Source organism: Cohnella sp. (assembly GCF_041641335.1).
Classification (GTDB): Bacteria; Bacillota; Bacilli; order Paenibacillales; family Paenibacillaceae; genus Cohnella.
Window position 1 is genome coordinate 124861 of the sequence record NZ_JBEPYQ010000002.1, and the last position, 13649, is coordinate 138509.

General features: G+C 52.1%; 11 protein-coding genes and 2 pseudogenes. 3 read left to right on the forward strand and 10 right to left on the reverse strand.

Going from position 1 to position 13649, the window contains the following annotated elements:
- Window positions 1-263: 263 nt before the first annotated feature.
- Window positions 264-614, forward strand: a complete 351-nt coding sequence (locus ACESLM_RS01295; RefSeq protein ID WP_372629239.1) for a DUF2627 family protein — start codon at window positions 264-266, stop codon at window positions 612-614.
- A 64-nt stretch (window positions 615-678) separates the two neighbouring features.
- Here ACESLM_RS01295 and ACESLM_RS01300 read toward each other — a convergent pair whose 3' ends face one another.
- The 5 genes from ACESLM_RS01300 to ACESLM_RS01320 all read right to left on the reverse strand — a co-directional run bounded on the left by ACESLM_RS01300 (window position 679) and on the right by ACESLM_RS01320 (window position 5127).
- Window positions 679-930, reverse strand: a complete 252-nt coding sequence (locus ACESLM_RS01300; protein WP_372629241.1) for a hypothetical protein — start codon at window positions 928-930, stop codon at window positions 679-681.
- A 45-nt stretch (window positions 931-975) separates the two neighbouring features.
- A complete protein-coding gene (locus ACESLM_RS01305; RefSeq protein ID WP_372629243.1) occupies window positions 976-2091 on the reverse strand; it encodes a sensor histidine kinase in 1116 nt (371 codons plus the stop codon).
- On the reverse strand, window positions 2081-2779 hold the full coding sequence (locus ACESLM_RS01310; RefSeq protein ID WP_372629247.1) for a response regulator transcription factor: 699 nt from the start codon (window positions 2777-2779) through the stop codon (window positions 2081-2083). The genes ACESLM_RS01305 and ACESLM_RS01310 overlap by 11 nt, the downstream gene beginning before the upstream one ends.
- Window positions 2780-2996: 217 nt before the next feature.
- Window positions 2997-4178, reverse strand: coding sequence for a foldase protein PrsA (locus ACESLM_RS01315; RefSeq protein WP_372629249.1), 1182 nt, complete (start codon window positions 4176-4178; stop codon window positions 2997-2999).
- 67 nt (window positions 4179-4245) lie between these two features.
- Window positions 4246-5127 carry an AraC family transcriptional regulator gene (locus tag ACESLM_RS01320; protein WP_372629251.1) on the reverse strand — a complete coding sequence of 294 codons (882 nt, stop codon included), beginning with the start codon at window positions 5125-5127 and terminating at the stop codon, window positions 4246-4248.
- Between the two features lie 123 nt (window positions 5128-5250).
- Between ACESLM_RS01320 and yicI the strand changes: the two genes are divergently transcribed.
- Window positions 5251-7575 (forward strand): alpha-xylosidase, encoded by a 2325-nt coding sequence (yicI, locus tag ACESLM_RS01325; RefSeq protein ID WP_372629253.1) that lies wholly within the window; start codon window positions 5251-5253, stop codon window positions 7573-7575.
- Here yicI and ACESLM_RS01330 read toward each other — a convergent pair.
- Window positions 7536-8261: pseudogene (locus ACESLM_RS01330) on the reverse strand (IS256 family transposase). The gene yicI and the pseudogene ACESLM_RS01330 overlap by 40 nt on opposite strands.
- A 503-nt stretch (window positions 8262-8764) precedes the next feature.
- Here ACESLM_RS01330 and ACESLM_RS01335 point away from each other — a divergent pair.
- Complete coding sequence (locus ACESLM_RS01335; protein ID WP_372629255.1) at window positions 8765-8905, forward strand: hypothetical protein; 141 nt, start codon at window positions 8765-8767, stop codon at window positions 8903-8905.
- A gap of 912 nt (window positions 8906-9817) precedes the next feature.
- Here the strand turns inward: ACESLM_RS01335 and ACESLM_RS01340 are convergent.
- The 4 genes and pseudogenes from ACESLM_RS01340 to ACESLM_RS01355 form a co-directional block, all read right to left on the reverse strand.
- Complete coding sequence (locus ACESLM_RS01340; RefSeq protein ID WP_372629257.1) at window positions 9818-10480, reverse strand: membrane lipoprotein lipid attachment site-containing protein; 663 nt, start codon at window positions 10478-10480, stop codon at window positions 9818-9820.
- A gap of 291 nt (window positions 10481-10771) precedes the next feature.
- A complete protein-coding gene (gene spo0A / locus ACESLM_RS01345) occupies window positions 10772-11587 on the reverse strand; it encodes a sporulation transcription factor Spo0A (RefSeq protein ID WP_372629259.1) in 816 nt (271 codons plus the stop codon).
- Window positions 11588-11828: 241 nt separating this feature from the next.
- Window positions 11829-13160 (reverse strand): SpoIVB peptidase, encoded by a 1332-nt coding sequence (gene spoIVB / locus ACESLM_RS01350; RefSeq protein ID WP_372629261.1) that lies wholly within the window; start codon window positions 13158-13160, stop codon window positions 11829-11831.
- Between the two features lie 126 nt (window positions 13161-13286).
- Window positions 13287-13649 (reverse strand): annotated as a pseudogene (locus ACESLM_RS01355) (DNA repair protein RecN); the annotation flags it as partial.

A 13649-nucleotide genomic window follows, 5' to 3' on the forward strand; every position in this document is an offset into this window, starting at 1 on the left:
TCACCTTTCTCATTGTACCTTTTTTTCGCGAACGTAACAAAGTCGGCCCCCGCTCTCCCTTTCCTCCCCTCTCCCGCCTCCAAAGCTATCCCCATCCTCAGGTTTCTCACCCAACGGGATAGCGAAAAAAACGAGGAAACCGTGCCCAATCAACAGGAAAGCTGCGATGACGCAAGGCAAGCTGCGAATTGGATACGCATTCATGGACAAATCCCCAGAAAGTCGGTATGATTAGGAGATGGGAAGGAGGACTTCATCATCCTATGAAACTGCTTATTCAGCGGCTTATCGCCATACTGTTGCTTGTCATTCCCGGTATTGCGGCCGCCTACGGCTTCTTGCTCATGAAAGATGCAGTATACGACTACTTCGCGAAAATCGGCGATATCGACGTCGTCTCCCCGGACTTCTCTTGGGGGATGTTCATCGGCGGAGCCATTCTTTTTCTGATCGGCATAGGCTTTATCGGAGGTTGGATTTTCTTTCGGGATCGCAAGCATAATTACCTGTCGCCGCGTTTCCGGCCGAAGGTGCCGCGCCCGCCCCGCCCGCAGAAGTCGCCGCAAGCGAATGACGGCAATTCTCAAGAGCACCGTTCATCCGATCGACCATGACGCTCAGTCAGGCTCTATCTCCTTCAAGGTGACAGAGCCTACTCATTTTAGGTCCCTTTCTCACTCAGTCAACTCGCTTTCTCGCCTCGCTGCTGATCGCCAGCTCCAATGCTCTCGCGACCGCCCTTTTGCGGACAATCCGCTTGCGCCCTTCTTGATCCGCCTGCCAGAACAGCTCGTCCTGATACAAATCCAGAAGCGCCAACCTGGCCGCGTTCCAAGCAAGAACCTCTTCAACCAAAATATGGATACATAGAGAATAACAGAACGATTCTACCGACCTCAGCGATTCTATCCGATTATCGTATTCCTTCATGATACAATCTCCTTCGACAAATTCAGCACACGGAGTCAGGTTTTCTTAAGACGGTTGTTCGGAAGAAGGTTGCGTTAAAGGAAGCCGTACGCGAAAGTTCGTGCTGTCGCCGTCGCTCGTCGCCGTAATCGCACCGCCGTGCTTATCCACGAGCCCTTTGGCGATGGCCAACCCCAGTCCGGACCCGCCTTTGTGTTCGGTGCGCGACTTGTCCACGCGATAGAAGCGATCGAACAGATGCGGCAAATCGGCCGCAGGAATCGCTTCTCCGTAGTTGACGATCTCGATGACGGCTGCTTCGTTCAGCTTATTGAGATAGATATCGACTCTGCCGCCTGCCGCGCCGTAGTGGATGGCGTTCGAAAGCAAATTTTCGAATACGCGCACCAGCTTATCGGGATCGCCTTCGATTTGCAGCTCTCCAACGTTAGCGATCAGCTTTCCGGTCATTTTGGCCGTCTCCAGCGATAACCGATAATGAACCAGAAGCTGATTCATCATTTCGACGAGATTAAAAGTTTGGCGCCTTAACGGAATGACATCGTGCCTCATACGGGTATATTCGAACAAGTCCTGGATAAGAACGTTTAACCTCTCCGACTTATCGTAGGCGACTTGAACGTAATGTCTCAGCTCTACCTCGTCGCGATAGCGGTCCTGCTCGATCAAACCTAAGTACCCGATAATCGAGGTTAGCGGCGTGCGCAAATCATGCGACACGTTCGTAATGAGCTCGTTCTTCGTCTGCTCCGCTTTTCTCTCCTCGTCCAGGGATCGCTTCAGCTCCAGCACGAGCAAGTTGACGTTATGAGCGAGCAGCGAAACTTCGTTGTTCATCTTGACGGGAACCTGATCGTCGAAATTGCCCTTAAGCGCGATATGTTCGACGGATCGGCTCAACTTGTCGTAATAGCTGAACCGCCTCCAATTTAACAGCACCATATAAATAATAAACAAGATAAAGCAGCCGAGCATGATGAGCGGAGTCTCTCCGAACGTATAGTACAAACTGCGAAGAAACGAACGCTGGCTGAAATTGTCGCGCGTCATTCTCTCCAAAACAATGATCGACAAGTAGCACGTGATCACCGACAGCACGGCACTGATGCCGATTTGCCACACCAATCGCCAAACCATGCGGGCAGCGATGCTAGATCTCAATTTTGTAGCCTACCCCCCATACGGTCGTGATCAGCTTGCGTCCCATCTCCTGCTCCAGCTTGTCCCTTAGTTTGCTGATGTGAACCATGACGGTATTGTTCGATTCGAAATATTTCTCCCTCCACACCTGCTGGAAAATATCTTCGGCGGAGAATACGCGTCCCGGATTGCTTGCCAACAAATGCAAAATGCCGAATTCCGTAGAGGTTAAATGGATGGCTCTTCCGTCAACTTCGGCGGAATGGGTCGACTTGCTGATCGTCAGCTCGTTGATCTTGATCACACCGTCGTCTTCGACCGCGGGCGAAGACTGCGCCCCGTATTGATAAGCTCGCCTGAGCAGCGTCTTGACTCTTACGACCAATTCGAGCGGATTAAACGGCTTAACGACGTAATCGTCCGCGCCCGTCATTAGCCCGAGAATTTTATCCATGTCCTCCGCCTTGGCGCTCACCATCAAGATCGGGATCGAACCGGTCTCCCGAACGCGCCTGCATACTTCCATGCCGTCCATTCTGGGCATCATAATATCGAGAACGAGCAAATGAAAAGTTCGGCTTTTCAGCTTGCTCAGCGCTTCTTCCCCATCGTGCGCCTGGTCGGTGTCAAAGCCTTCGTTACGGAGGTAAATATCGATCAGGTTGGCAATTTCGCGGTCGTCGTCAACGATAAGAATGGATTTGGACATCTTTCAAACGGCTCCTTCAATTCGCTTAGCGAGATGCAATATCGTCTTTATTCTTCCCACTATACCGCATCCTTTTGCCTCCTGTCCGCAGTTTACCGAAGGTTTTACACTTCTTAAGGAAGGCTTAAGGTAAACTTTAAATTCGGATGTCTCCTGAGACGCAAAGAAGCAGCCGCCTCCCGCAATACAGGAAGCAGCTGCTATTCGTAACTATCGATTATTGCGCTGCCTGCGAAGGCTCGGGGCTTGCCGGAGCCGAAGCTGCCGGCGCTTCCGGAGTCTTCTCGACCAAGTTCTTGAAGTTCCGGTCCGTCTTCAGCGTTGCCAGCCAGACGGTCGCTTCCATTCCCATCTTCTCGTCGTAATACGCTTGTTTGACGTCGGATTTGACCGCATCGTACTCGGGAACGACCGCTTCCTGGATATCCGTCACTTTAATAATATGAAACCCGTTGTCCGCCTCGACGACTTCGCTCGTCTCGCCCTTGGCAAGCGCGAACGCCGCTGTCTCGAAGCGCTGGTTCATGACGCCCCGTCCGAAAAATCCGAGATCTCCACCGTCCTCTCTCGAGCCCGGATCCAGCGATTTCTCTTTTGCCAATTGAGCGAAGTCCTTGCCGCTCTTCAGTTCCGTCAACACCGCGTCGGCTTCTTCCTTCGTTTCCACCAAAATGTGCGAAGCCTTCACTTCTTTCGGAGTCGTTGCAAACGTGGATTCCTTGTTGTCTTCGAAATACGTCTTCAACTCGTCCTCGGTGACGGGATGCTTGTTTTCGAACAGCAGCTTGATCTTCAGGTTAGGCAAAATTTGCGTGGCCTTGAGGTCTTCCAGCGTTATTCCCGCTTGCGCCAACGCGACGGACATATCTTCGTCGGTCTCGAAGCCGTAGAGCTTCTTGAAATTGTCCAACTCGCGCTTAACGTCTTCATCGCTCACCGCGATACCGGCTTTCTCGGATTCGAGCTCGATGATTTTGGATTGCGCGATATCGTCGACAAGAGCCGCCAGCTGATCTTCGCCCAAACGGCTTTTCACTTCGTCGTATACGTCCGTCTTCTTGATCGTATATCCATCCATTTGCCCGAGCGCCTCGTTGCCTGTTGCTCCGGAAGTATTCCGGATCAGCACGAATACGAGCGCGGCAACGGCGATGACCGCGATAACCCACGGCACGATCGTCGCCGAGGAGCTGCGCGAAGGAGCAGCGGCGGCGGATACCGAACCCGCGACAGCCGGAGCGCCGGCCGGAGCGCCGGCCGTTACGACTCCCACGTCCGCTTTGCCTAGATCAAGCGGCGAACGCTCCTCGACCGCTTCCTCCAGTTCTTTTTCGATCGCTTCGTTCGTCGATTGCTGTTGATTATCTTGTAGATCCTTCTCGTTGTTGTTATCGCTCATTTCCGCATTTCCCCCTCGTTTTATGGACAACCATTCATTCACTATACCAGATTTCTAGAAATAAACCTTAAAGGCTCCTAAAATTTTTGCGGAATTGTGACGGAGTGCACGCATGGACCGCGCTGAATTTTTTGCTGAAATAACTGAAATTCGTCAACCCGCTCTCCATCGCCACTTCCGCGACGGACCAGTCCGTATTTTGCAGCAGATGAGCGGCTTGCCGTATCCGGTATTGATTCAAATAGTCCATCGGCGTCTTGCGCATGACGATTTTGAACATTCGGCTGAAATGGCCGGCGCTCATCCCGGCAATCTCCGCGAGCACAGGCACGGACAGCGGCTGGGAAAAGTGAGTTTCCATGTATGCGACAACCTCTTTCAAGCGTTCCACGGTATACGTACTTACCGAACGTCCGGGTGCCGCGCGCCGCCACTGTCCTCTATCGATAAGATCGGCCAGCAACGAGTATAACTCGGCTTTGATTCGCAGTTCCCTTGTGTCCGATTCCGACTCGCCCATTCGGAACATTCGCTTCAAACGGCCCACGACTCGCCTTCCCGTCTTGGTGGCCCCGTCGTAATAAAGCGGAATTTCGGCTTCCCCGCCCGCAAGCGGTTGAACGTAACGGGAGGCGATTCCGTCCCGGCCTTCCGCCAACCAGTCCAAGCGGAATACCACCGCCCTGTAGGAACACGACAAGCCCTCGTCCGAGAAGCCTCCGTGAACCTCGCCTCCCGGAACGAAAATGACGTCTCCCTCTTCCAGCTCATAGGTGGAAAGTCCAATCTGAAACGTAGCCTTCCCCTGCTCTACCCACAGAAATTCGACTTCGTCGTGCCAATGGTTGTCCAGTATCGTTTCGCCGGTTTGCCGGTCTATGGCGTAAACGGCAAACGGAAACTCGGGAATTCCGTGCCTCCGATCTTCCTTGAGCAGTCTCAGATCCATACCCGGCCTCCGAATCATCATAATATTATTAGAAATGAGCATAATACTGCGAGATCTTCTTTAATTATATCATTAAAATGTTATTAGGCGCTTTCAATTCCTGTTCGACAAGGAGATGTGAAAATGAAATTTACAGACGGCTACTGGATGACCAGGCAGGGCTATCGACTGCTCAGTCCTTATGAAGTTCATGACGTGCGGATCGGGGAAAACTCGATCACGGTGTACGCTACGCATCGCGCGCTCGAGCATCGCGGCAATACTCTGAACGAGCCGCTGATGACGATGGAGTTCTCTTCGCCGATGTCCGACGTCATTAAAGCAAAATTCTATCATCACAAAGGGAAGGTTCGCCAAGGTCCTTCGACCTTCGATCTGCAACACGTCGGCAACGCCCCGGTAATCATCGACAATAACGAGAGCTTCGTCAGCCTGACAAGCGGGGATACGACCGTTACCGTAACCAAGCGTCACCCCGTCCAAATTACTTACACCTACGGGAACAGGAAGCTGACGGAAAGCGGAACGCGATCCACCGCTTACGTCCGGGCCGACGACGGAGTCCATTACTTCCGCGAGCAGCTCTCCCTGAGCGTTGGAGAAACGGTATACGGGCTGGGAGAAAGATTCACGCCATTCGTGAAAAACGGCCAAGTCGTGGATATCTGGAACGAAGACGGAGGAACGTCGTCCGAGCAGGCGTACAAGAACGTTCCGTTCTACGTGACGAATCGCGGTTACGGGGTATTCGTTAATCATCCGGAGCGCGTCTCTTTCGAGATCGGGTCGGAGACGGTATCGAAGGCTCAGTTCAGCGTGCAAGGCGAACAGCTCGAGTATTACCTGATCGGCGGGGACAACCTCAAGGCTGTTCTCGGCAACTATACGTCGCTGACGGGAAAGCCTGCCCTGCCGCCGGCTTGGTCTTACGGCCTGTGGCTGTCGACATCATTTACGACCAATTACGACGAGGAAACCGTAACCTCCTTTGTCGAAGGGATGGCGGCCCGAGACCTGCCGCTTGCCGTCTTCCACTTCGATTGCTTCTGGATGAAGGAGTACGAGTGGTGCAACTTCGAGTGGGACGAGCGCGTCTTTCCCGATCCGGCAGGCATGCTGCAGCGGCTCAAAGCCCGCGGGCTGCGCATCTGCGTCTGGATCAACCCCTATATCGCCCAGCGTTCTGCTCTGTTCGACGAAGGCATGGAACGAGGCTACTTGCTGAAACGGCCTGACGGCAGCGTATGGCAATGGGATATGTGGCAGTACGGCATGGGGATCGTCGATTTTACGAATCCGGCGGCATGCCGCTGGTTCAAGGATAAGCTCGGCGCGCTGCTAGATATGGGCGTGGACGGCTTCAAGACCGATTTCGGCGAGCGCATTCCGACGGACGTCGTCTACTATGACGGTTCCGATCCGCAGCAAATGCACAATTATTACACTCAGCTCTACAATCAAACGGTATTCGAATTGCTGGAGGAGAAGCGAGGCAAAGGGGAGGCCGTTCTGTTCGCCCGTTCCGCAACGGCCGGAGGCCAGCGGTTCCCCGTCCACTGGGGCGGCGATTGCGAAGCGACTTACGAGTCGATGGCCGAAAGCCTGCGCGGCGGCTTGTCGCTCGGTTTGTCGGGCTTCGGCTACTGGAGCCACGACATCGGCGGCTTCGAGAACAGCTCTCCGCCGGACCTGTACAAACGGTGGGTACAGTTCGGCCTGTTATCCAGCCATAGCCGACTGCACGGAAGCACGTCTTACCGCGTGCCGTGGATCTACGACGAGGAAGCCGTCGACGTGCTTCGCTTCTTCACGAAGCTGAAGCTGCGGCTCATGCCCTATCTATTCGGTCAGTCCGTATCGACCTCGCGGACCGGCGTTCCCCTTATGAGAGCGATGACGCTCGAATTCGGAGACGATCCGGCCTGCGACTACGTCGATCGGCAGTTCATGCTCGGGGATTCGCTTCTGGTCGCCCCGATCTTTAATCCGGACGGCCATGCCTCCTTCTACTTGCCTAAGGGAACGTGGACTCATTTTCTTAGCGGTGAAGAAGTGCAAGGCGGAGGTTGGCGGAACGAAAGCTACGACTACTTCAGTCTCCCTCTCTATGTTCGCGAAAACAGTCTCATTCCGCTCGGCAGTCAGGACGCCCGTCCGGACTACGATTATACGGACGGCGTCGCTTTGCATCTGTTCTCGCTCCAGGACGGTGCGGCAGCGAAGGCTGCGGTTCCCGACCAGAACGGGGAAATTCGCTTCTCCGTCTCGGCTAATCGAGCTGGAAATGAAATCCGGATTACGGTAGAAGGAGCGGCGGAAGGTTGGAGTCTCGTCCTTCGGGGAATTTCTGCGGTAGCCGTCGAAGGCGGACAAGCGGAACCGACGGAGCACGGGGTACGGATCGTGCCTCACGATTCCGCAACTTCTCTGCTCGTCACGTTGCCGTAGAATTGACCTTGAAGAGAGAAGAGCTTGCAATTACGGCCAAGTCCGAATTGCAAGCTCTTGCGTTCATTCTTCCATGTCCCAGGATAGAAAACGGAGAGCTGCAGCAGCATTTGACCCCAGTTTTGAACACGGCCTGTCCATTTACGCATGACGTCCATTGTGGCTAGATATAGCATTTTCAGCAATGATTCATCCCTCGGATACATACTCTTTCCCTTCGTCACTTTACGAAGCTGGCAATGATAACTTTCGATGATATTCGTTGTGTAAATGAGCTTGCGGATCTCAGGCAGATACCTGAAGAAGGTCGCGAATTCGTCCCAGTTACTGCGCCAAGATCGAATAATGAGCGGGTACTTACTGCCCCAAGTCTCCTCAAATTGATCGAGTTCAACCAGCGCCATTTCCTCTGTCGCCGCTTTGTATACCGGCTTAAGGTCTGCTGTTACCTTCTACAGATCCTTGTAAGAGACGTATCGGGTGGCGGTACGAATCTGGTGGATGATACACTTCTGAATATCCATCTTCGTATAACAAGCCTGGATGGCTTGGGTGAAACGGTCAGATTGTCTACACAGATAATGAGGATATCTTGAACACCACGATTTCTTTAGGTCGTTTAGAACGCTTAGCCAGAACTTGGAGTCCGCGATGGTGACGGATATTAACGGCTTACGTTCGGTCATAAAGCATTGCCTCCTGTTGTTTTCATTGCACTTAATCTTCGGTTTGTTCAGCACATATTGTCGATTACCCTAGTAACGTGTAAAATATTAACAATCACCTACAACTAGGAGGATCATATGACTATTCCCGGCAGGTCTATATTTTGCTTTGTTTGTGCTATTTTAGTCTTTTTGTATTTGTGGCTGTCTCCCCGGTCAAAAACTTTATCTAAAAATCAAACAGACTCATCGAGGCGTAACCTTAAGTTTAAACTAATTCCGGGCGGCATCGTTCTTGTATTTATGGGTGTTTGGGAGATACTTTATCCCCTCGAATAACTATCAATCTCCTCTCTATTTCACAAAATGGGTCATTTGTGCCACAATTTTCTTCGATTCGATAATTGATACTTTAGTGCCCTTCAAGCGATCGATCCCTCCTTCACGAACCTCGCTGGCATACCGTATAATGCTAATAATTGCTGGACACATTAATCTCAACTTGTAAAAGGGTGGTAGCGATCATGGAAAAAGAAAATCAAGAATCACTGAAAAACCAGAAGAAGTCCGAGTCGGAAAATAAGGCGCAAATTAAACCAGGATACGACTACATATGGGGCAGCGACCAAGACGATTTAGCGATAGATAAGGATGATTTGGAGTAATTTCCGTTCTTCACAAAATGGGTCGTCTACACAGCAGCCTCTTCTGTTACCCGCAGATAGTTTGCAATCCAAACGCGACGTATTCGTTCATTTCCGGCACGACCCGCAATGTCTGCGAGCTCTAGAAACATGCGCACAGGGCTTAGCGTAAGATCTCCGTTAGTCATCCCATTCCCTCCCGTTTAAAGATGCGCGTTTAGTTCGTCCGTGTCCGGCCTACCTCGCGCCGCGTCCTCGAATCTACGTTTAACCGCGTCTCGTTCCGTAAGGATTCGCGGAAGCAGTGACGCCGCCATATACGATAAGACGAACCCGGCGTTAAGCTGCGGATACTCGCATGACGGCCGGTACTGAGCGAAGGCTTGTTCGCAGACCTTGCGGACGACCTCCGGACCGTAGCGCTCAGTCGCGGATTTAAGCTGGCGCTGTTCAAAGCCCCAATTGCGTAAATGTTCGTATGGCTCGGCGCCGTACTTTTCGCAATTCATGTCTGCGAAATAGGCGTGGAATGTGGCACAGTTCCACTGGTCGGTCTGCCAACGCTCGGCCCCGATATCCGCAACTAGCCCGGATAGGACCACGTCGACGTCAAGATTAATGAACACTCGAAAGAACCACCTCCCTGTCGCAAGATTACGCACATGATATAGGCGCGCTATGCCTTTCCGGGTCTTATTGGTGCCGGACGCGGTAGAGCCCCTAATTTGCCGTGTCTATATACGTAATCGATACGGAAAGGTCAGTTCGCACACTTTCCGATAAAAAATAAAAAAAACGGACACCCGCCGCCCGTGTGGGCGATGAATGTCCGTTTGGATAACCGGTATATTATTGTCGAACTTGCTCTTCTATCTCCTTCAGGAAGGCTGCGAACTCCTTGTCACTAAGCTTAGCGGATTCTTCTGAAGATCCTTACGCGCTGGTCTCCTTATACTGAAGTAATCCGAAATCAGCGAGCCCTTCGAACAGTTCCGTTTGTATCGAATATTTCCGCGCTAATTGATACGGAATCGTATAGTCCCCGAACATATTGTCGAGCACCGCGTCGTAATCGATGTCCTTCGCCTGGTCGCGTTGCCACGAAATATATACGCCGTCATTTTCGCCACCCCCAACGTTATCGATGAGAACATTAACGGATATCTCGTACACTTCCGGGTTAGAGAAGAGTATTTTCGAGTATGCAATAAGCGATCCGCCTGCGTGCCTAACGAAATCCTTTTCGTCCGCGAACATTCCGGGATTAACTGTTATCTCTAAATATGCGCCTTTCGTGTCGTAGGTCATCGCTATTTTACGAAACGTCTCGTCTTTGACCGTAATAGCGTACGCAGCCCCAACGTTGCCCTCTAGCGCCCTCCTAGCGCGTTCCTCCGTCACTTCGACGGTAGACCAGTCGTATGGAGGCTCGGACGATTCCGCGGTCTCTTTCGTTACTGCGGAAGGTGATGCAGACTCCTCCGGTTCAGCTGAGGCTATTGTAGCGGACGGCTCCGGCAAGGGCTCCGCTTGTTTATCGTTACTACACGCGGTCAGAGCGAACATTGCCGCGATTAAAAATATGTACCGCTTCATTAACGGACCTCCCACAATTTTACTAATAAGTATACGTAAATTGCGTTCGAAAAGTAACAAAAAAGACGCTTCCTCCGAAGAGAAAACGTCTCCTTTGACCAATTGGCGATATTACGCTAAACTAACCGCAACGTTATCTGTTCCGATAAACAAACGTTAATAACGGAGGTGAAAGCGCACAAGTTTAGCCAAATCACGTAAAAATCTTTTTCGGAATGGCTACGCTAATCATCCGAAAACTTGTCGGACGGCAAGCGTATCTGAGCCCGAAAAACCGCGTCAATACAGCAACTATGACACCTTATGCTCAATCCGCAGCTTATCCGCCACCATCGCGATGAATTCGCTATTGGTCGGCTTGGACTTTGCGATGTTTATCGTATAGCCGAACAGATGGCTGATGCTGTCGATGTTGCCGCGAGTCCAGGCGACTTCAATCGCATGGCGGATGGCGCGCTCGACGCGGCTTGGCGTCGTTTTGAATTTCTCGGCGATGGCTGGATACAGCGTCTTCGTGATCGCGCCGAGGATCTCGATGTTGTTGTAGACCATCGTGATCGCTTCGCGCAAATACTGGTAGCCTTTAATATGCGCGGGAACGCCGATCTCATGGATGATGCTCGTAATGTTGGCGTCGAGATTTTTCGGCTTGCCGATCTGGACGACATTGGAGCGGCCCGAGCTTCCGCTTGGGAGGCTCGAAGTCGTAATCGACGAACTCGCGGCGTTGCCGGCCAGTTGACGAATGCGGTTAGCCAGAACATCCATGTCGAACGGTTTAAGTATGTAATAAGAAGCGCCTAGTTGTACCGCACGCTGGGTGATGTTCTCTTGTCCGAAAGCCGTGAGCATAATGATTTTGGGTACGGGCGATAAATTCATATCCCGCAGTTTCTCCAGGACGCCAAGACCGTCCAGGTGCGGCATAATAATATCAAGGATCATGACATCGGGTACTCTACGTGTTTCTTCCAGCTGACGGATGACCTCTTCTCCGTTGTACGCCACACCGATGACCGTCATATCATCCTGCTCTTGGATGTACTCTGATAACAAGTTTGTAAATTCTCGGTTGTCGTCTGCTAAGAACACTTCAATACGTGGCAATGTCTGGTCCTCCCTTTCTCTTATGCGAGAATAAATTGACGAAAAACGCTCACCGTTTCTCTGATAATCCGTTTTCGACATCGCCTTGGCGGATTCCTTCTCGATTAAAAAATTTTTCTTTATTTATTATTGAAAATCGAATATAATTAAGAATTTGCGTCATAACACGCCAAAACATGATCCATTTCTTACATTTTCGACAAACGTTCGGATTTTCGGTAAATAAACAAAATCTAAGGCGTCAAACCGCCTTAGAAATCGTTTGTTCGGGATTCAGCATAATTCCCGCATCCTGCAGCATCCATTCGATAAAGCAGCCGTACCCGGAAGAGGGATCGTTAACGAAAACGTGAGTGACCGCTCCGACCAACTTCCCGTTCTGAATGATCGGACTTCCGCTCATTCCCTGCACGATGCCCCCGGTCCTTTCCAGCAGCTTCGGGTCGGTAATTTTGATGACCATTCCCTTGGTTGCGGGAGACGACTGCTTGGACACGTGAACGATCTGAATATCGAATTTCTCGACCTTCTGCTTCTCGACAACCGTCAAGATTTGCGCAGGGCCCTCCTTCACCTCTTCCGCGAAAGCGACCGAAATGGGCTCCGGGTTGTACGAATGTTCGGGCAACTGCCTCATCTTGCCGAAGATGCCGAACGGAGTATTGCGCTCCACGCTGCCCAGCGTACGGCCTTCCTTCAGAAAATGAGCCCTCTTCTCGCCCGGTTCGCCGCTTTGGCTTTTGTTGATCGAAGAGACGCTCGACTGTAAAATTTCCCCGCTTCCGACGACGATCGGAGCTTGGGTATCCATATCCGTAATGACGTGGCCGAGCGCGCCGTATACGCCTTGATCCGGAGCATAGAACGTTAAGGTTCCCACGCCGGCCGCCGAATCCCGAATGTACAGACCGAGCCGCCAAGCTTTGTCTTCCTCGTCATAAGCGGGAGTAATCGACGTTCTGAACCGTTCCTTGCCCCGCTGAACCAACAGCTTCAACGATTCGCCGCTTCGTCCGGCCTCTTCCGAATAAGCCGCGATTTTGGATATGTCGTCGCACGGGTGGCCGTTGATTTCGACGATCAGGTCCCCCAATCTGAGCTTGGCCGCCTCGCCGGGGGATACGCGTGAGTTATCCTTGGCGCTTACCTGATGATGACCGACAACCATGATTCCCGCGGACTTTACTTTGACGCCGATTGTCTGCCCCCCCGGAATGACCCGCAAATCCGGAATGACTTGGAGCTTAACCGTCTTAAAAGGAATTTTGCCGAACAGCTTCATCTGCAGCTTGGTCACGCCGCTTGATTTCGGTTGAATGGATAAAGGCTGTCTGAGATCGACCTGAACCGATGCATTGTCGCTGCCGTTCACGGCTGCAACCCGCGGATTCAAACTGACCTGTGCGTGAACCGGAATCGTGTAATGCAACGAAACCGGCTGTCCCTGAAAAAGCCTGATCCGGCTCGGAAATTCCGCGAAGTGCTGGAACGGTGCCGAACAGACGGTGACGATCAGCATAAGAACGACGACAAGACCGATGCGGCGGCGTTTCCTGGAGTGTTGCTGGTACAAGATCTCACGCTCCCTTACAGTCTGAATCGGCTCTGGTATGTCGCCGATAACGTACCTATAAGGTAACCGTGGCTTGCCCCTTTTATGTTCTCAAAAAGCTTCCTACGCGATTGATTTTTCGCGTCGTTACGCGTTTTTTCGGATCTCCGCCAGACTAAGCATTTCTTGTGCATGATGACGGGTTTTTTCCGTTACTTCCACTCCTCCGAGCATCCGGGCCAGTTCCTCGATCCTCTGCTCCGGCGACAGCTGCGTAACCGATGTCCGCGTGCGGGACTGTTCGTTCACCTGCTTGCGGATTTCGTATTGATGATCGGCCATGCAAGCGACCTGCGGCAAGTGCGTGATGGCGAACACTTGGCAATGGCGGGACAGCAAGCTAAGCTTCTCCGCGATTGCCTGCGCCGCCCTTCCGCTGACGCCGGTGTCCACTTCGTCGAAAACGAGCACGGGAATTTCGTCGATACGGGCGAAAATCGCCTTCAGCGC

Bases quoted from the DNA above. Each gene is read 5' to 3' on its own strand.
- ACESLM_RS01295 (WP_372629239.1), top strand. From the start codon at position 264: ATGAAACTGCTTATTCAGCGGCTTATCGCCATACTGTTGCTTGTCATT.
- ACESLM_RS01300 (WP_372629241.1), bottom strand. From the start codon at position 930: ATGAAGGAATACGATAATCGGATAGAATCGCTGAGGTCGGTAGAATCG.
- ACESLM_RS01310 (WP_372629247.1), bottom strand. From the start codon at position 2,779: ATGTCCAAATCCATTCTTATCGTTGACGACGACCGCGAAATTGCCAAC.
- ACESLM_RS01315 (WP_372629249.1), bottom strand. From the start codon at position 4,178: ATGAGCGATAACAACAACGAGAAGGATCTACAAGATAATCAACAGCAA.
- ACESLM_RS01320 (WP_372629251.1), bottom strand. From the start codon at position 5,127: ATGGATCTGAGACTGCTCAAGGAAGATCGGAGGCACGGAATTCCCGAG.
- yicI (WP_372629253.1), top strand. From the start codon at position 5,251: ATGAAATTTACAGACGGCTACTGGATGACCAGGCAGGGCTATCGACTG.
- ACESLM_RS01335 (WP_372629255.1), top strand. From the start codon at position 8,765: ATGGAAAAAGAAAATCAAGAATCACTGAAAAACCAGAAGAAGTCCGAG.
- ACESLM_RS01340 (WP_372629257.1), bottom strand. From the start codon at position 10,480: ATGAAGCGGTACATATTTTTAATCGCGGCAATGTTCGCTCTGACCGCG.